16 protein-coding genes are annotated in these 17180 nt (G+C 65.2%); 4 read left to right on the top strand and 12 right to left on the bottom strand.

Features of this window, described 5'->3' with window-relative positions:
* Positions 1-38 precede the first annotated feature (38 nt).
* Both H1S04_RS01775 and H1S04_RS01770 read left to right on the top strand, forming a co-directional pair.
* Entirely contained in the window at positions 39-1058 is a 1020-nt protein-coding gene (locus tag H1S04_RS01775; RefSeq protein WP_181743851.1) for an LLM class flavin-dependent oxidoreductase, read from the top strand.
* Between the two features lie 18 nt (positions 1059-1076).
* A complete protein-coding gene (locus H1S04_RS01770) occupies positions 1077-1814 on the top strand; it encodes a 3-keto-5-aminohexanoate cleavage protein (RefSeq protein WP_181743850.1) in 738 nt (245 codons plus the stop codon).
* A gap of 12 nt (positions 1815-1826) precedes the next feature.
* Here H1S04_RS01770 and H1S04_RS01765 read toward each other — a convergent pair whose 3' ends face one another.
* From H1S04_RS01765 to H1S04_RS01725, 9 genes are all read right to left on the bottom strand, one after another.
* Positions 1827-2765, bottom strand: a complete 939-nt coding sequence (locus tag H1S04_RS01765; RefSeq protein ID WP_181743849.1) for a pirin family protein — start codon at positions 2763-2765, stop codon at positions 1827-1829.
* Positions 2766-2819: 54 nt separating this feature from the next.
* Positions 2820-3623, bottom strand: coding sequence for a sulfate ABC transporter permease subunit CysW (gene cysW, locus H1S04_RS01760; protein WP_181743848.1), 804 nt, complete (start codon positions 3621-3623; stop codon positions 2820-2822).
* Complete coding sequence (cysT, locus tag H1S04_RS01755; protein ID WP_181743847.1) at positions 3623-4462, bottom strand: sulfate ABC transporter permease subunit CysT; 840 nt, start codon at positions 4460-4462, stop codon at positions 3623-3625. Before cysT (H1S04_RS01755) ends, cysW (H1S04_RS01760) begins: the two co-directional genes overlap by 1 nt.
* On the bottom strand, positions 4459-5460 hold the full coding sequence (locus tag H1S04_RS01750; RefSeq protein WP_181743846.1) for a sulfate ABC transporter substrate-binding protein: 1002 nt from the start codon (positions 5458-5460) through the stop codon (positions 4459-4461). Before H1S04_RS01750 ends, cysT (H1S04_RS01755) begins: the two co-directional genes overlap by 4 nt.
* A gap of 10 nt (positions 5461-5470) precedes the next feature.
* On the bottom strand, positions 5471-6547 hold the full coding sequence (locus tag H1S04_RS01745; RefSeq protein WP_181743845.1) for a sulfate/molybdate ABC transporter ATP-binding protein: 1077 nt from the start codon (positions 6545-6547) through the stop codon (positions 5471-5473).
* A 267-nt stretch (positions 6548-6814) separates the two neighbouring features.
* The gene (locus H1S04_RS01740) at positions 6815-7534 is read right to left on the bottom strand and encodes a sulfate/molybdate ABC transporter ATP-binding protein (protein WP_181743844.1); all 720 of its coding nucleotides are present in this window, start codon (positions 7532-7534) and stop codon (positions 6815-6817) included.
* A gap of 9 nt (positions 7535-7543) precedes the next feature.
* Entirely contained in the window at positions 7544-8437 is an 894-nt protein-coding gene (cysW, locus tag H1S04_RS01735; protein WP_181743843.1) for a sulfate ABC transporter permease subunit CysW, read from the bottom strand.
* Positions 8430-9263: a sulfate ABC transporter permease subunit CysT gene (cysT, locus tag H1S04_RS01730; protein ID WP_181743842.1), complete on the bottom strand. Its 834-nt coding sequence runs from the start codon at positions 9261-9263 to the stop codon at positions 8430-8432. The genes cysW (H1S04_RS01735) and cysT (H1S04_RS01730) overlap by 8 nt, the downstream gene beginning before the upstream one ends.
* A gap of 5 nt (positions 9264-9268) precedes the next feature.
* Complete coding sequence (locus H1S04_RS01725) at positions 9269-10300, bottom strand: sulfate ABC transporter substrate-binding protein (protein ID WP_181743841.1); 1032 nt, start codon at positions 10298-10300, stop codon at positions 9269-9271.
* Between H1S04_RS01725 and H1S04_RS01720 the strand changes: the two genes are divergently transcribed.
* Together H1S04_RS01720 and cls are read left to right on the top strand one after the other, a co-directional pair.
* Positions 10289-10615, top strand: coding sequence for a hypothetical protein (locus H1S04_RS01720; protein ID WP_220185070.1), 327 nt, complete (start codon positions 10289-10291; stop codon positions 10613-10615). The genes H1S04_RS01725 and H1S04_RS01720 overlap by 12 nt on opposite strands.
* Positions 10616-10800: 185 nt before the next feature.
* Positions 10801-12222, top strand: a complete 1422-nt coding sequence (gene cls / locus H1S04_RS01715) for a cardiolipin synthase (protein ID WP_181743839.1) — start codon at positions 10801-10803, stop codon at positions 12220-12222.
* Positions 12223-12240: 18 nt separating this feature from the next.
* Here cls and H1S04_RS01710 read toward each other — a convergent pair whose 3' ends face one another.
* The 3 genes from H1S04_RS01710 to H1S04_RS01700 form a co-directional block, all read right to left on the bottom strand.
* The gene (locus H1S04_RS01710) at positions 12241-13038 is read right to left on the bottom strand and encodes a family 1 encapsulin nanocompartment shell protein (protein ID WP_181743838.1); all 798 of its coding nucleotides are present in this window, start codon (positions 13036-13038) and stop codon (positions 12241-12243) included.
* Between the two features lies 1 nt (position 13039).
* Complete coding sequence (locus tag H1S04_RS01705; RefSeq protein ID WP_181743837.1) at positions 13040-14092, bottom strand: Dyp-type peroxidase; 1053 nt, start codon at positions 14090-14092, stop codon at positions 13040-13042.
* A gap of 155 nt (positions 14093-14247) precedes the next feature.
* Positions 14248-17052 carry an ATP-dependent Clp protease ATP-binding subunit gene (locus H1S04_RS01700; RefSeq protein ID WP_181743836.1) on the bottom strand — a complete coding sequence of 935 codons (2805 nt, stop codon included), beginning with the start codon at positions 17050-17052 and terminating at the stop codon, positions 14248-14250.
* Positions 17053-17180 lie beyond the last annotated feature (128 nt).

Below are 17180 nucleotides of genomic sequence, written 5' to 3'. Positions count from 1 at the left end.
CACGGCCCTTGACGGTCGGGGAAATCTGGAGGGATCAGATGAAGAATCTCGGCTTTTTGTCCTTCGGGCACTGGTCGCCCGATCGCGGCTCGCAGGTGCGCACGGCCGCAGATGTGCTGCTGCAATCCATCGAACTGGCAGTCGAGGCGGAAAAGATCGGCCTCGATGGCGCCTATTTCCGGGTGCACCATTTCGCGCGCCAGCTCGGTTCGCCCTTTCCGCTGCTGGCGGCGGTCGGGGCGCGGACCTCGAAGATCGAGATCGGCACCGGCGTCATCGACATGCGCTATGAAAATCCGTTCTACATGGTCGAGGATGCCGGCGCCGCCGATCTGATCGCGGGCGGACGCCTGCAGCTCGGGATCAGCCGCGGCTCGCCCGAGCAGGTGATCGAGGGTTGGCGCTATTTCGGCTATGCCCCGAACGAGGGCGAGGACGATGCCCAGATGGCGCGGACCAAGGCCGAAATCTTTCTGCAGCTGCTGGACGGCGAGGGCTTTGCCCAGCCCAATCCGCGCCCGATGTTTCCGAACCCGCCCGGCCTTCTGCGGCTGGAGCCGCATTCCGAGGGTCTGCGCGACCGGATCTGGTGGGGGGCGGCTTCGGACGCGACGGCGATCTGGGCGGCCGAGCAGGGGATGAACCTGCAAAGTTCGACCCTCAAGACGGATGAAACGGGCGAGCCGTTCCATATTCAGCAGGCCAAGCAGATCCGTGCCTTCCGCGAGGCCTGGAAATCCGCCGGGCACGACCGTGCGCCGCGCGTCTCGGTCAGCCGCTCGATCTTCGCACTGATGACGCCCGAGGACCGGATGTATTTCGGCAGTGGCGGCAAGGACGAGGATCAGATCGGCGTCATCGACCAGACCCGTTCGATCTTCGGGCGCAGCTATGCCGATACGCCCGACCGGCTGATCGAGCAGTTGCGCGAGGATGAGGCCATCGCCGAGGCCGATACGCTGCTGCTTGCGGTCCCGAACATGCTGGGCGTCGCCTATAACGTGCATGTGCTGGACAGCATCCTGCGCCATGTCGCCCCTGCGCTTGGCTGGCGCTGAGCTGCGGGCCGAAGCGCAATGATCGTTCAGGCGTGCATCAACGGCGCGCGGCCCGAGGGCTATCACCCGCAATTGCCGCTGAGCATCGAGGCGATGATCCGTGACAGTCGCGCCTGCATCGCCGCCGGCGCGGCCGAGCTGCATATCCACCCGCGCGATGCGGGTGGGCGGGAAAGCCTCGCGGCGGTGGATGCGTTGATGCCGCCGCTGCGGCGGGCCTGTCGCGGCACGCTGATCGGGGTCTCGACCGGCGCGTGGATCGAAGGCGACGCAGATGCGACCCGCGCGCGCATCGCCGCTTGGGGCGTCTTGCCCGACTATGCCTCGGTCAATCTGGCAGAGGCCGACGCGCCGGCGGTCATGGCGCTGCTGACCGAAAAGGGCGTCGGGATCGAGGCGGGGCTGGCCACGGTCGCGGACGCAAAGCGGCTGGTGTCGCTGCCCGCGCCTGAGCGGGTGTTCCGGGTGCTGATCGAGATCGAGGAACAGGACCCGACCGCAGCCGACCGCATCGCAGACGGGATACTGGCGGTTCTGGACGGCGCGGGACTGCACTGCCCGAGACTGCTGCATGGCTTCGACGCAACCGTCTGGCATTTCATCCGCCGCGCGCGTGACGGCGCTTTTTCGACACGGGTCGGGCTGGAGGACGGTTGCCTGCGCCCGGACGGTCAGGTCACGGCGGGAAATGCCGAACTGGTGGCGGCTGCCGTGGCGATCATGCGCGATCCCGCCGGGTCCGCGCAGATCGGTTGAACCTGCGCCCGGTTACTTGTCGGGCGCGCGAATATATTCGTGATCGTCGCCGACCGGCAGGTCGAACTGGCCTTCTCCCCAGTTCGCTGCGCGCCATTCCTCGCGGGCATGGGCGATTTTTTCGCGGCTGGAGGCGACGAAATTCCACCAGACATAGCGCGGCCCGTTCAGCGTGGCACCGCCGAGCGCCAGCAGCCGCGCGCCCTGCGGGCCAGCGGCGACGGTGATCCTGTCGCCGGGGCGGAAGACCATCATCCGCCCGGCCTCGAAACTATCGCCCGCCACCGTGACCGAGCCTTCGGTGATATAGAGGCCCCTGTCCTCGTGATCGTCGGGCAGCGGGAAGCGCGCGCCGGGGGCGAGAGTCACGTCCAGATAGAAGGTCTCGGAATAGAGCGTCGCCGGGGCTTTTTCACCATAGGCATCCCCTAGGATCAGCGTGGCCTTGATGCCCTCCGCCTCGAATTGCGGCAGGGTTTCCTTGCCGTGATGTTCGAAGATCGGGTCCATCTCCTCGCGGTCTTCGGGCAGGGCGATCCATGTCTGGATACCATACAGGCTGTGCGGTCCCTTGCGGCCCGCTTCCGAGGTGCGTTCGGAATGCGACACGCCCTTGCCTGCCACCATCCAGTTGACCGCGCCGGGCAGGATCACCTGATCGGTGCCGATGCTGTCGCGGTGATGGAAATCGCCGCGATACAGGAAAGTAACCGTGCCCAGCCCGATATGGGGGTGGGGGCGCACATCGACGCCTTGCCCGGTCAGGAACTCGGCCGGCCCGGCCTGATCGAAGAAGATGAAGGGGCCGACCATCTGCCGTTGGGGCGCGGGCAGGGCGCGCTTGACCTCGAATCCGCCGAGATCGCGGCTGCGGGGCAAGATCACGGTTTCGATGGCGTCGAGGCCGATTTCGTCGGGATTGCCGGGGGTGAGGGCGGGGTTCCAGCTCATCACAAACTCCTTCTGCTGGGACCAGACTAGGCCCGCGCGGGGGGCGCGGCAAGCTTAGCGCGCCCGACCCTCCAGCACGGATTTCAGCAGCAGCGTGACGACCGCGATCAGCGTCAGCGTCGAGGCGGCGGCGAAGGCGCCGGTGATGTTCAGGTCGTTGAACAGCAGTTCCACATGGAGCGGCAGCGTGTTGGTTTGCCCGCGAATGCTGCCCGAAACGACCGAGACGCCGCCGAACTCGCCCACCGCGCGGGCCGTGCACAGCACCGCCCCGTAAAGCAGCGCCCAACGGATATTGGGCAGCGTCACACGGCGGAAGATCTGCCAGCCCGAGGCGCCGAGCGTCACCGCCGCCTGCTCCTGCTCGCTGCCTTGGGCCTGCATCAGGGGCAGCACCTCGCGCGCGACGAAGGGCGAGGTGACGAACAGCGTCACCAGCACGATGCCGGGCAGGGCGAACAGGATCTGGATATCATGGGCTTCCAGCCACGGCCCCAGATAGCCCTGGCGGCCGTAAAGCAGCAGATAGCAGATGCCGGCGATGATCGGCGAGATCGAGAAGGGGATCTCGATCGCGGTCATCAGCAGGCTGCGGCCCGGAAAGCGGAAGCGCGCGATGGCCCATGCGGCGGCGACCCCGAAGGCGATGTTGACGGGCACCACGATCAGCGCCACCAGCACCGTCAGCCAGATCGCGTGCAGCGTCAGCGGATCAAGGATGTTCTGCGCATAGACCCGCCACCCTTGGGCGAAGGCGGCGGCGAAGATATAGACCAGCGGCACCACGATCATCAGCAGGGTCGCGATCACGGCAAGGCCGATCAGGATGCGGGGGGCAAGGCGGGATTGGGGCCTCATCACCGCTCCTTGTAGCGCAGCGCCCAGGCCTGCAGGCGGTTCGAGACCAGAAGCAGGATCAGCGCGAAGAACAGCAGCACCAGTGCGATGGCGGCGGCGCCCTGGTAATCGTATTCCTCCAGCCGGATGAAGGCCAGAAGCGCGGCGATCTCGGTCTTGAGGGGCAGGTTGCCGGCGATGAAGACGATGGCGCCGAACTCACCCAAACTCCGGGCGAGGGCAATCGTGCAGCCGGCCAGATAAGCGGGTAGGATCTGGGGAAAGACCACGCGGCGGAAGATGGTGAACTCGCTGGCGCCGAGGGTGCGCGCGGCCTGTTCGTAAGCCGGGTCGAGATCCTCCAGCACCGGCTGGACGGTGCGGACGACGAAGGGGATCGAGGTGAAGGACATCGCGATCGCCACCCCGAGAAGCGTATAGGGGATGCTGATCCCCAGGGGCGCCAGCACCTGCCCGAACCAGCCATTGGCCGAAAACAGCGCCGTCAGCGACAGGCCCGCGACGGCGGTGGGCAGCGCGAAGGGCACATCCATCAGCGCGTCCAGAATGCGCTTGCCGGAGAAGTCATAGCGGGTCAGCACCCAGGCCATCAGCAACCCGTAAACCGCATTGATCGCGGTGGCGATCAGCGCTGCGGTGATGGTCAGCCGAAACGCCGCCAGCGCGCGCGGGGACGAGACAATCGCCCAGAACCGCGCCGGCCCGATTTCCGCGCCCTTCAGGATCAGCGCCAGCACCGGGATCAGCACGATGACGGTCATGTAAAGCAGCGTCGTGCCGAGGCTCAAGGTGAACCCCGGCAGGACGCGTTTCGTGCGGATGGGCGCCGCGGCGCTCATCGGTTGACGAAGACCTGATCGAGGATGCCGCCTTCGGCGAAGTGATCCTTGCTGACCGCGTCCCAGCCGCCGAAGACCTCATCCACGGTGACGAGCTTCACCTCGGGGAACTCGGCCGCATGTCTGGCGGTCACCTCAGGATCATTCACGCGGTAGAAGTTCTGGGCGATGACCTCCTGCGCCTCGGGCGAGTAGAGCCATTCCAGATAGGCGTTGGACACTTCGGCCGTGCCCTTCTTGTCGGCATTGGCCGTCACCACCGCCGCCGGAAAGGCCGAGAACAGCGACAGCGACGGCGTCACCCGTTCAAAACCCTTGTCGGCATATTGCTTGGCGATGGCGCCGGTTTCGGCCTCGAAGGTCACCAGCACATCGCCGATGTCGCGTTCCGCGAAGGTCTGGGTCGAGGCGCGACCGCCGGTGTCGAACACTGGTACATTGGCGAAGATGCCCTTCACCAGTTCCTGTGCCTTGGCCGCGTCGCCGCCGTTCTTCTCCAACCCATATGCATAGGCGGCGAGATAGGTGTAGCGCCCGTTGCCCGAGGTTTTCGGGTTCGGAAAGACCGGGGCCACATCCTCGCGCGCGAGGTCCGACCAGTCGCGGATGTTCTTCGGATTGCCCTTGCGCACAAGGAAGCTCGGCAGCGAATAATAGGGCGAGGCGTTGTTCGGCAGCTTTGTGCGCCAGTCCTCGGGCAGCATGCCGCCCTTGGCCAGCATGTCGACGTCGATTTCCTGATTGAAGGTCACCACATCGGCCGGCAGCCCTTCCAGAATGGCGCGCGCCTGTTTCGAGGAACCGCCATGGCTCTGGTCGATGGTCAGGTCGCGGCCCGTCTGGTCCTTCCACTGGGCGACGAACAACGGGTTCAGCGCCTCATAGACCTCGCGACCGATATCATAGCTGACATTCAGGATCTTGTCCTGCGCGAGGGCCGGGAACGCGCTTCCGATGCCGATGGCAAAGGCTGCGGCCCGGATGAGACCGTGTTTCATGGAAAGCTCCTCAGGCTGAAAGTTGGATGGGATCGGCGGCAAGGGGCGCGCCTTCCGAGAACATCGCACCCCAAAGCGGACGCAAGCGCAAGCGGTCGCCGAGCGCGATCGTGGGCGCACCGCGCCGGGGCAGGTCCACGTCGATCTGCGCGCCTTGCGGGTCGGTCAGCACCAGCCGCAGGTCAGTGCCGGTGCTGTCGCGCCGGGTCACCGCCCAAGGGCTGGCCGGGTCGGGGTCCAGCATGATGCTGTCGGGGCGCAGATACAGCGTGCCCGGCCCGTCGGCTTCGGTGCAGGCGGGCAGGGCGCTGGCATCCAGTCCCGGCGCCATGGCGCGGCCCCCGCGCAGCGTGACCGGCAGCGCGATCACCGCGCCCATGAATTGCGCCACGAAGGCCGATGCCGGATGGTCATAAATCTCGTCGGCGGTGCCGATCTGGCTGATCTCGCCATCGCCCATCACCACCACCCTGTCGGCAAGCTCGAAAGCCTCCTCCTGATCGTGGGTGACGAAGATCGTGGTCGAGCCGGTCTTCTCATGCACCTCGCGCAGCCAGCGGCGCAGGTCGCGGCGGATGGCGGCATCGAGCGCGCCAAAGGGCTCGTCCAGCAGCAGCACCGAAGGCTGGATTGCCAGTGCCCGGCCAAGCGCCACCCGCTGCCGCTGGCCGCCCGAAAGCTGGCTGGGGAAACGCTGGGCCAGATGGTCGATCTGCAGCAGCGTCAGCAGGTTGTCGACTGTGGCGTCGATCTCGGCCTGGCTGGGGCGCTCGGCGCGCGGTCGCACGGTCAGGCCGAAGGCGATGTTGTCGCGCACATTCATATGCGGAAACAGAGCGTATTGCTGAAAGACGAAACCGATGCGGCGTTTCTGGGCGGGCAGCGCCAGCCAGTCCTGACCCGCCACAACCAGTTGCCCGGCATCGGGCCAGTCAAGCCCGGCGATGATGCGCAGAAGCGTCGTCTTGCCGGACCCGGACGGCCCCAGCAGCGCCAGCAACTCGCCATCCTCGACCTTCAGGTCGATGCCGCGCAGCACCTGCGTCGCGTCGAAGCTTTTGGACATTCCGGTGATGGTGATGGTCATGGCGCCCCTCGTATCGGAACGGGAAATATTTCCTGCAAGACCCGGACACAATAGAGATTGCCTTCCGGGTTGAGGGAAATCACCGATGATCGTGGAATATCGTTCGGATGTTGCCGTGGGTCGCCGGGAGGGTCCATCTCGGATACAGGGGAACGGGGATGTCGTTTTGATCCGCGGCAGCGTTGGGGAACTCTGTCCTTATCGCCGGGCGCACCGACAGATATCGTGGAACGATATGGCGGCGGCGCCGCCATATCGGGGCTGTCGTCAGGCGGCGATGAAATCGCGCACGAACTGGGTGGCCGGACGGGCGCGGATGTCCTGGGGGCGGCCGACCTGTTCGATCCGGCCCATGGACATGATCGCCACGAAATCGGCCAGCTCCATCGCCTCGTCCTGATCGTGGGTCACGAAGATGGTGGTCAGCCCGGTTTCGTCATGGATGTCGCGCAGGCCCTGCCGCAGCTCCTTGCGGACCTTGGCGTCGAGCGCGCCGAAGGGTTCGTCCAGCAGCAGCATCCGCGGCTCGATCGCCAGCGCGCGGGCAAGCGCCACGCGCTGACGCTGGCCGCCCGACAGCTGGCTGGGATAGCGCCCGCCGAGATCAGGCAGCTGGATCAGATCCAGCAGCTTCGTTACCCGCCGTGCGATCTCTGCCTTTTCGGGGCGTTTGGCGCGGGGGCGCGCCCTCAGCCCATAGGCGATGTTGTCGAATACCGTCATGTGGCGGAACAGGGCATAGCTTTGAAACACAAAGCCTGCGCGGCGTTCCTGCACGCTCAGCCCGGTGGCGTCCTGTCCGTCGAACAGCACCCGGCCCGAGGTCGGAAACTCCAACCCGCCGAGGATGCGCAGAAGCGTCGTCTTGCCGGACCCTGACGGCCCCAGCAGCGCCACCAGCGCGCCCGAGGGCACCGACAGCGACACCGGCTTCAGCGCGATGGCGGTGCCGAATTCCTTGGCGATTTCGTCGATTTCGATATGCATGGGGGATCCTCAATGGCGGCGGATGGCGGCCAGCTGGTCGGCGTGACGCAGCTCCAGCGCGGTTTTCAGGGTCAGGGTGATCAGCGCCAGCGCGGTGAGCGTCGCGGCCATCGAAAAGGCGGCGACCGAGAGATATTCGTTATACAGCATCTCGATGGTGATCGGCATGGTGGCGGTCTTGCCGCGGATCTTGCCCGAGACCACCGCCACGGCGCCGAATTCGCCCATGGCGCGGGCGGTGCACAGCAGGGTGCCATACAGCAGCGCCCAGCGGATGTTGGGCAGCGTAACGGTCCAGAAGGTCCGCCAGCCCGACGCGCCGAGCGTCAGCGCGGCCTCCTCCTCGGCGCGGCCCTGTTCGATCATAACCGGGATCAGTTCGCGTGCGACGAAGGGGAAGGTGACGAAGACGGTGGCCAGCACGATGCCGGGGATGGCGAAGACGATGGGGAATCCATGTGCCACCAGCCAGCCGCCGATCAGCGAATTGGCCCCGAACAGCAGGACGATGCACAGGCCCGCCACAACCGGGCTGACCGAAAACGGCAGGTCGATCAGGGTAATCAGGAAGGCCTTGCCGCGAAAATCGAACTTGGTGATCAGCCAGGCTGCGGCGATCCCGAAGACCGCGTTCAGCGGCAGGGCAATGGCGGTGATGATCAGCGTCAGCTGGACGGCGCTGCGGGCGTCGGGCTTGGTCAGGCTGGCGAGTGCTGCGCCCCAGCCTTCGGCAAGCGCCCCGGCGAAGACGGTGGCCAGCGGCGCGAGGATCAGGATGGCGACCCCGGCAAGCGCGACGCCGATCAGCGCCAGCCGCGCAGTCGTGCTTTCGGCCGTGGCGGCGCGGAATTTGCGCGGGCGGCCGGATTGCGCGCCCGGCGAGAGGAGGCTGGTGTCAGACATGGCCCATTTTCCTGCGCGAAACGATCTGAATGATGTTGATGGCCAGCAGCATCGCGAATGAGATCAGCAGCATGGCGATGCCGATCGAGGCGGCGGCGTCATAGTTGAACTCCTCCAGCTGGATGACGATCAGCAGGGGCGCGATTTCGGTTTTCAGGGGGATGTTTCCGGCGATGAAGATGACGGATCCGTATTCGCCGACCGCCCGCGCCAGTGCCAGCGCAAAGCCGGTCAGCGCGGCGGGCGTCAGCATCGGCAGGATCACATGGCGCAGCGTATAGAGCCGCGAGGCGCCGAGCGTCGCCGAGGCTTCCTCGACCTCACGTTCGATCTCCTCGATCACCGGCTGGACGGTGCGGGTGACGAAGGGCAGGCCCACGAAGATCAGCGCCAGCAGGATGCCCCATTGACTGTAGGCGATCTTCCAGCCGATCTGCGCCGCGAGTTGCCCGAAGGCGCCATTGGGGGCGTATAGCGTGGTCAGCGCGATACCGGCGACCGCGGTGGGCAGCGCGAAAGGCAGGTCTACGGCGGCGTCGACCAGACGCCGGCCGGGAAAGTCATAGCGGACCAGCACCCAGGCCAGCACCACCCCGAAGACCAGATTGAACAGCGCCGCGAAGAAGGACAGCCGGAAGGACAGGAACAGCGCCGCCCAGACTCGTTCGCGGTTGATGACGTCCCAGACATTGCCGGGGCCGAAGCTGGCGCCCTTCAACAGAAGGGCGCCGATCGGCAGCAGCACGACGATGGACAGCATCGTCAGGGTGATGCCGGCCGACAGGGCGAGGCCGGGCATCGGGGTTTTGCGGACGAGAACACCCATGGGCGTCACTTCGCCGTATAGATCTGTTCGAAGACGCCGCCATCGCCGAAATGTTCCGGCTGCGCCTTGGCCCAGCCACCGAAGTCGCTGATGTTGACCAGTTCCAGCTTCGGAAAGCGGGCCACGTCCTCGGGCGCGGCGGCGCTGGTATCCCAGGCACGGTAATAATGCTTATAGGCAAGCGCCTGCCCCTCGGGGCTGTAGAGGAAGTCCAGATAGGCGTCGGCGAGGGCGCGCTGCGCGTCATCGGCGATATTGGCCTCAACCACGGCGACCGGCGGTTCGGCCAGGATCGAGACCGAGGGCACGACGATCTCGAACTGGTCGGGGCCAAGCTCGTTCAGGGCCAGATAGGCCTCGTTTTCCCAGGCCAGCAGGACATCGCCGATGCCGCGCTGCGCAAAGGTCGTGGTCGCTCCGCGCGCGCCGGTATCCAGAACGGGGACATGCTTGAACAGCTCGGCCACGAAAGCTTTCGGGTCCTGACCGTTCTTCTCGGCCCACGCCCAGGCGGCCAGATAGTTCCAGCGCGCCCCGCCCGAGGTCTTGGGGTTCGGCGTGATCACCTCGACCCCGTCCTTGATCAGATCGCCCCAGTCCTTGATCCCCTTGGGATTGTCCTTGCGGACCAGGAAAACGATGGTCGAGGTATAGGGGCTGGAATTGTGCGGCAGCTTCGACTGCCAGTCGGCCGGCAGCTTGCCGGTCGCGGCGATCTTGTCGATGTCCGAGGCCAGTGCCAGCGTCACCACCTGCGCGTTCAGCCCGTCGATCACCGCGCGGGCCTGAGCGCCCGATCCGCCATGGCTGGTTTCGATCGCGGGCGCCGGGTGGCCGTCGGCCTGCCATTTCTTGGCAAAAGCCTCGTTCACGTCGCGGTAAAGCTCGCGCGTGGGGTCATAGCTGACATTCAGCAGCTCCTGCGCGCGCGAGGTGGCGGGCAGGACGCTCAGCGCCAGCGCCAGTGCCAGCGTCGAGATACCGGCGCGCAGCCAGGCAGACGGATAGGCGATGGTATGGGTCGGATGCGATTTCATGTGGATCAGTTCCCTGTGAGCAATCTGCAAATGTTGGAAGCGTTCGGGTGGACGGTTCAGCCGCGCATCTGCGGGCGGCACATGGGGGCGCCGGTGGCCGGGATGATGGTTCTGGAAGCCCTGACTTCAGTCATCTGCCTGTTCCTCTTTGTGGTGCGGGCGCCAGTGTGGGCCCTACCTCATAATTACGACCAAGATTATCGTGTATGGCAAGCGAAAAAACCCGACCCTGAAGATCGTGTTTTTTCGTGCCGCGAAAATGGGCAGACCCTGCTCGTGCGATCAAGGTTTTCGGCGCGAATCCTCTCCCCCTAATTGCCTTGATTTTAGGCAAACCGCCCAGCGTTCTGGCCCGCGCGCAAATCTTTGTACCGAGGCGCGGGACCTACCGCGGCAGACCGACACCGCCGTGATTCGGCGCGGGGGAATTGCACGCTGGCCGCCCTCGGGGCAGAGTTGGAGGAGCAGGCGCCACAGCGCGCCGGACACCGGGGGGCCGGATGACGACGCTTTTCTTCTATTGCCTGACCGTGGCCGTTTGCGGCTTCCACATCCTGCTGCGCCGCCACCGAGAGCCGGTCTCGCGGTTGGCATGGCTGGTGGTGGTGCTGGTGCTGCCCTTTGCCGGTGCGCTCGCCTATCTGCTGCTGGGCAGCACCAGCATCGGGCGCAACCGGATCGAGCGTCTGACCCGCATCTACAAGCACCTGCCCCTGCCGCAGACGCTGCCGGGCTGGGATGCCCCTGAAAATCAGGCCAAGGTCACGCCGATGTATCGGCCGCTGTTCAAGGTCGGCGAATCGATCAGCCTTTATCCGGCGGTCGGCGGCAATCATGCCGAGCTGATGGCGGATTCCGACAGCGGCATCGACCGGATGGTCGCCGATATCGACGCCGCGACGGACCATGTCCATCTGCTGTTCTATATCTGGCTCATCGACCATAACGGCACCAAGGTGATCGAGGCGGTGAAGCGCGCCGCCGCGCGCGGGGTCACCTGCCGGACGCTGGTGGACGCCATCGGTTCACGCGCCCTGACGCTCAGCCCCGCCTGGGCAGGTATGACGGCGGCGGGCGTCAAGACAGGCATCGCCCTGCGCCCGCATTGGGACGCCATCGATGGCCGGATCGATCTGCGCAACCACCGCAAGATCGTGGTGATCGACAACGCGGTCACCTATTGCGGCAGTCAGAACTGCGCCGATCCGGCCTTCCTGCCCAAGGCGAAGTTCGGCCCCTGGGTGGATATCCTGATGCGCTTCGAAGGCCCGGTCGTGCGTCAGAACCAGCATCTTTTCGCGACCGACTGGATGGAGAGCACCAGCGAGGACCTGACCGAGGTGTTGCGCCAGCCTCTGCTGCCCAGCAAGCCCGGCTTTGCCGCACAGGTCATCGGCACCGGGCCGACCGCGCGCTATTCCGCAATGCCCGAGGTGTTCGAGAACCTCATCTATATCGCCCGGCGCCATCTGTTCGTCACCACGCCTTATTACGTGCCCAACAGCTCGATCCAGGATGCGCTCTGCGCGGCGGCCAATCGCGGCGTCGACACCACCATCATCTTCCCGGCGCGCAACGACGATTTCGCCGTTGGCGGCGCCAGCCGCAGCTATTACGAGGATCTGCTGGAGGCGGGGGTGAAGATCTGGGAATACAGGCCCGGTCTGCTGCACACCAAGTCGATGACCGTCGACGGCCGGATCGCACTGATCGGGTCGGCCAATATGGACCGGCGCAGCTTCGATCTGAACTATGAAAACAACATTCTGCTGAACGACAAGGCGACCACCGCGCTGATCTGCGCACGCCAGAAAAGCTATCTGGCCGACAGCCGCCAGATCCTGCTGGCCGAGGTGACCGCATGGCCGGTCACACTGCGGATCTGGAACAACGCGCTGGCGATCCTGGGCCCGGTGCTGTGACACCGGGCCAGCGGGCAGTCAGGATTTCAGCACGACCACCGCCTCGGTGGTCTGCATCTGGAAGGTAACGGTTTCCTGCAGATAGAGATTAACGTTCTCGGCGTCATGGGACAGGTAGCCGATCGAAATGTCCTGCCCGAGATACAGGTCGAAATCACCGCCGCGCGTCGTCACCACGGCGCCGCCTTCCAGCGCCTCGCTCCACACCACATCGGAATCGACCAGCTTGGCCAGATGGCGCGCGACCGGATAGCCGTCCTCGGCGCCCCCGGTGGCCGCGGTGAAGGCAGCGGTGCCCAGCACCAGCGCATAAGGCCCGTTCACCCCGGCCAGCCGCAATTCGCTGACCGCGCGGGCGACGGCCTCGGGATAGTCGGCGACATCGGCGGGCAGGTCCAGGACGGGGTTGCTGGTCTCGGGCAGGATGCCGTCGATGCCGGCGGCCGGATAGCCGTGAAAGACCAGCCGGTCCTCAGCGAGCGCGATCTGACGGGCGGCGTCCTTCAGCGGCTGCCAGTTCGAATCGTTCGACCCGCGCGCCACATCGTCGATGGCCCGGCGCGACAGCGTGAAGGGCACGCGCAACTCCACCAGCGGATTGACCTCGCGCAGTTCGGACTGCACGCCGTCCGCAATCGGGTCGATCTTGTGCTGATGCCCCGTGCCCACGGCGCTGAGTTCGGGGCCGGCGGGACCGTGAACATCGACCACGCGCCGCGCGCCGAGATAGCGGCGCAGCGTGCGCTTGGCCTCGTCTTCGATCTGGTCCCAGGCGCCCGAACTGATCGGGGCAAGGTCGCGATAGAGGTTGTTCATCTCATGTCTCCTGTTTCAGGGATCCGATCCGCAGCGACCCGTCGGCGGGCGCGGCCGTGTCATCCGCCTGCGCATGATCGTCTGCCGTATCATCTGCGGTCCCGGCGGGGGCGGGTTCGGGCGGATCCGCCAGCGCCTCCAGCAGGGTCATCGAGGGGACGAAGAACAGACTGCCGGTGACGGGCGTGCTGACATCGAGGATGCGGTCGTAATTGCCGGGCGGATCGCCGATGAACATATTGTCGAGCATCCGCTCGGTCCGGGCCGGCTCGCAGGCATAGCCGATGAAATAGGTGCCGAATTCCGCCGCCGCCGGCCGACCGAAGGGCATGTTGTCGCGCAGGATCTGAAGCTGGTTGCCCTCGGCGTCGTTGATGCTGGTCAGCACGTTATGAGCATAGGGCGCCTTTTCGGAATCGGGATATTCGATGTCCGAAAGCTTGTGGCGGCCGATCACCCGTTCCTGATCCTCGACCGTCAGGGCGTCCCATTTGGTCAGGTCGTGGATGTATTTCTGGGTGATGACATAGCTGCCGCCCCGGAAGGCGGGATCTTCGTCGCCGATCAGCACTGATGCGCCGAGCGCGATCCCCTGCGGGTTTTCGGTGCCGTCGACGAAGCCCAGCAGGTCGCGGTTGTCGAAGAACTTGAAGCCCTGCGTTTCGTCCTGCACTTCAACCGCATCGCCCAGTTGACGCATGATCTGGGTGGCCAGTTCGAAGCAGAAATCACGCCCCTGCGCGCGGATATGGAACAGGATATCGCCGGGGGTGGAGGGCGCGTCATGAACCCCGTGAATGGCGCGGAAGGGATGCAGCCCGGCCGGGCGCTGCGGCTGGCCCAACCGGTCCCACAGGTCCGAGCCGATGCCGGTCACGCAGGTCAGGCTGTCATCGGGGTTGCGAAAGCCGACCCCTCGCAGCAGCGATCCCATATTGCCGAAAAGCCCGCGCACGGTTTCCAGCGAAGCGGCGTCAGGCTTGACCGTCACCACGATGAAGATCGCCGCGCGGGTCAGCGGGTTTTCGACGGACTGGATCTGGACGGGGGTCATAGGCGCTCCTCTGCGGTCATCAATCACCTGGCTCAAGTCTTGCGGCCTGCACCCGCATTCGCAATCCCTTTTGCGAAGGAGCTGGGATATCAGCCGCGATATCAGAGGACGCGCGGCACCCCAACGGATGTCGCGCGTCCCCGAGCTGGATGCGATCAGGCCGGCGGCGCCGCGTCCCTGCCACCGTCAGTCGCGGCTTTCTCATCAGTGCCGGCGGCTTTCTTCTTGGCGTCCTTCGCCGCCCCGTTGGGTTTCGGGGCTGCAGGCGTGACGTCGAAAGCGGCGCCATCGGCCTCCGACCATTTGACGGTGACGGTGTCGCCTTCCTTGATCTTGCCGGCCAGCATTTCCTTGGCCAATGGCGCCTCGATCTCGCGCCGGATCAGACGGCGCAACTCGCGGGCGCCGAATTCCGGCTGGAAGCCTTCCTCGCCCAGATGGTCGACCATGCTGGTGTCGAAATTCAGCGTGATGTCCTGACCGAGCGCGATGCGCTTCACACCGTCCAGCTGCAGCCTGACAATATTGCCGATCTCGTTCTTCGCCAGACTGTCGAAGATGATGATCTCGTCGATGCGGTTCAGGAATTCGGGGCGGAAATGACCGCGCAGGACCTCCATCACTTCGTCGCGGACCTTGGGTGTGACCTTGCCGCCATCTGCCTTGGCATTGTCCATGATGTATTTGGAGCCGAGGTTGCTGGTGGCGATCACGATGGTGTTCTTGAAGTCGATCACCCGGCCCTTGCCATCGGTCAGGCGCCCATCGTCCAGCACCTGCAGCAGCACGTTATAGACATCAGGGTGGGCCTTCTCGATCTCGTCCAGCAGGATCACCGCATAGGGGCGGCGGCGAACACGCTCGGTCAGCTGGCCGCCCTCGTCATAGCCGACATAGCCCGGAGGCGCGCCGATCAGCCGGGCGACGGCGTGGCGTTCCATATATTCGGACATGTCGATGCGGATCACCGCATCCTCATCGCCGAAGATGGATTCCGCCAGCGCCTTGGCGAGTTCCGTCTTGCCCACCCCGGTCGGGCCGAGGAACAGGAAAGAGGCGATCGGCCGGTTGCCCTGCTTCAGCCCCGAACGCGACAGCCGCACCGCGTCCGACACCGCGTCGATGGCCTGATCCTGGCCGATGACGCGCTGGTGCAGCAGGGCCTCCATCTGCAGCAACTTGTTCTTTTCTTCCTGTGTCAGGTCGTTGACCGGGATGCCCGTCAGCTTGGATACGATATCGGCGATGTCGCCCACTTTCACATCCGCGCTCGACGATCCGACCTTGGCGCGCCAGGCATCGGTCTTTTCTTCCAGACCTTTCTCGCGTTCGGCGATCTGGGTTTCGTATTCCTTGGCCTTGTCGAAATTCTTGCGCGAGGTCGCATAGGCCTGCTCGCGCTTCAGCCCGGCGATCTCGGCCTCGGATTCCTGAATATCGGCCGGGCGTGACGTCGTGGACAGATGCACCCGCGCCGCCGCCTGGTCGATCAGGTCGATGGCCTTGTCGGGCAGGAAGCGGCCGGTGATATAGCGGTCCGAAAGCTCGGCCGCGGCCACCAGCGCCTCGTCGAGGATGACGACCTTGTGGTGCGCCTCCATGCTGTCGCGCAAGCCGCGCAGGATGTTGATGGTCTGGTCAACCGTCGGTTCGGGCACCATCACCGGCTGGAAGCGGCGTTCGAGGGCGGCGTCCTTCTCGATATATTTCTGATATTCCGACAGGGTGGTGGCGCCGATCAGGTTCAGCTCGCCCCGCGCCATCGCCGGCTTGAAGGTGTTGGCCACGTCGAGACCGCCTTCGCCGCCCCCCTGACCGGCACCGACGATGGTGTGCACCTCGTCGATGAACAGCACCAGATCCTCGGCGGCGGTGATTTCCTCCATCAGCTTCTTGACGCGTTCCTCGAACTCGCCGCGATACTTGGATCCGGCCACCAGAGAGTTGATGTTCAGCTCGATCAGGCGCTTGTCGCGCAGCACCTCGGGAACTTCGCCATTCACGATCCGCTGCGCCAGACCCTCAATGATGGCGGTCTTGCCGACGCCCGGCTCGCCGATCAGCACCGGGTTGTTCTTCTTGCGCCGGGCCAGGATCTCGATCGTGGTTTCGATTTCCTGCGCGCGCCCGATCACCGGGTCGAGCTTGCCGTCGCGCGCCATCTGGGTCAGGTCGCGGCTGAACTTGTCCAGTTCGGGGGTGGTGGTGGGGGCTTCGATCCGGCCATCCTCGGCCCCCTTGCCGACCACCTTCACCGTCTGCTGGCGCAGCGCCTGCGGGGTCAGCCCGTATTTCTTCAGCAGCGTGCCGGCATAGCTGTCGGGCACTTCCGCCAGACCGATCAGCAGGTGTTCCGGCCCGACATAGCTGTGGCCCAACTCCTTGGCGGCGGTGAAAGCCCGGTTCAGCGCGCTTTTGACGCGGGGCGAGACACCGATTTCGTCATCCTCGCTGACCTTGCCGCCCGGCTCATCGGTGGCGCGGCGGTCGATTTCGGCGCGCAGATCGGCCGGGTTCACCTTGAACTGCTTCAGAATGGCCTGAACCGCGTCGCTGTCCGGCAGCACATACAAAAGCTGTTCGGTGTCGATCTCGCGCCGGCCGGCCTTGGTGGTCCGTTCGGCCGCCTTCTGCAGCATGGCCTTGGCCTGCTCGCTGAAGGTGTCGACATATTGCCGCTCACCCAGCGAGGAATCGGGCGCAGCCTGGCGGCGGCTGCGAATTCCGCTGTCGCCCATGGCGTCGCGCGCGCGGCCCATGAAGTCGCCGAAGATATCGCTGCCAAAGGGGTCGCCGCCGAACAGCGATTCCATGGGCGAAGTCCGCCGCTGCTGCTGGCGCGTCAGCCGGGCGTAATCATATTCGCAGATGTTCAATTCTTCGCGTTGACCGTCCTGCATGACGGCGACGCGCATCGTGGCGGGACGGATGCCGCAGATTTCGCAAATTTCTTGTGCCATGATTTTCTCCGGTTCGAAAACTACCACGCGGGCAACCGGCCGGAAAGTTTCGGAACAGATTCCGATCATTCGCGGCGGATTGTTGCATCGGACGCCGATTCGCGACCCCACGTCATCGATAAGAAACT

Source organism: Paracoccus sp. S1E-3, assembly GCF_013868135.1.
Lineage (GTDB): Bacteria > Pseudomonadota > Alphaproteobacteria > Rhodobacterales > Rhodobacteraceae > Paracoccus.
This window is presented reverse-complemented; position numbering and strand designations above follow the sequence as displayed.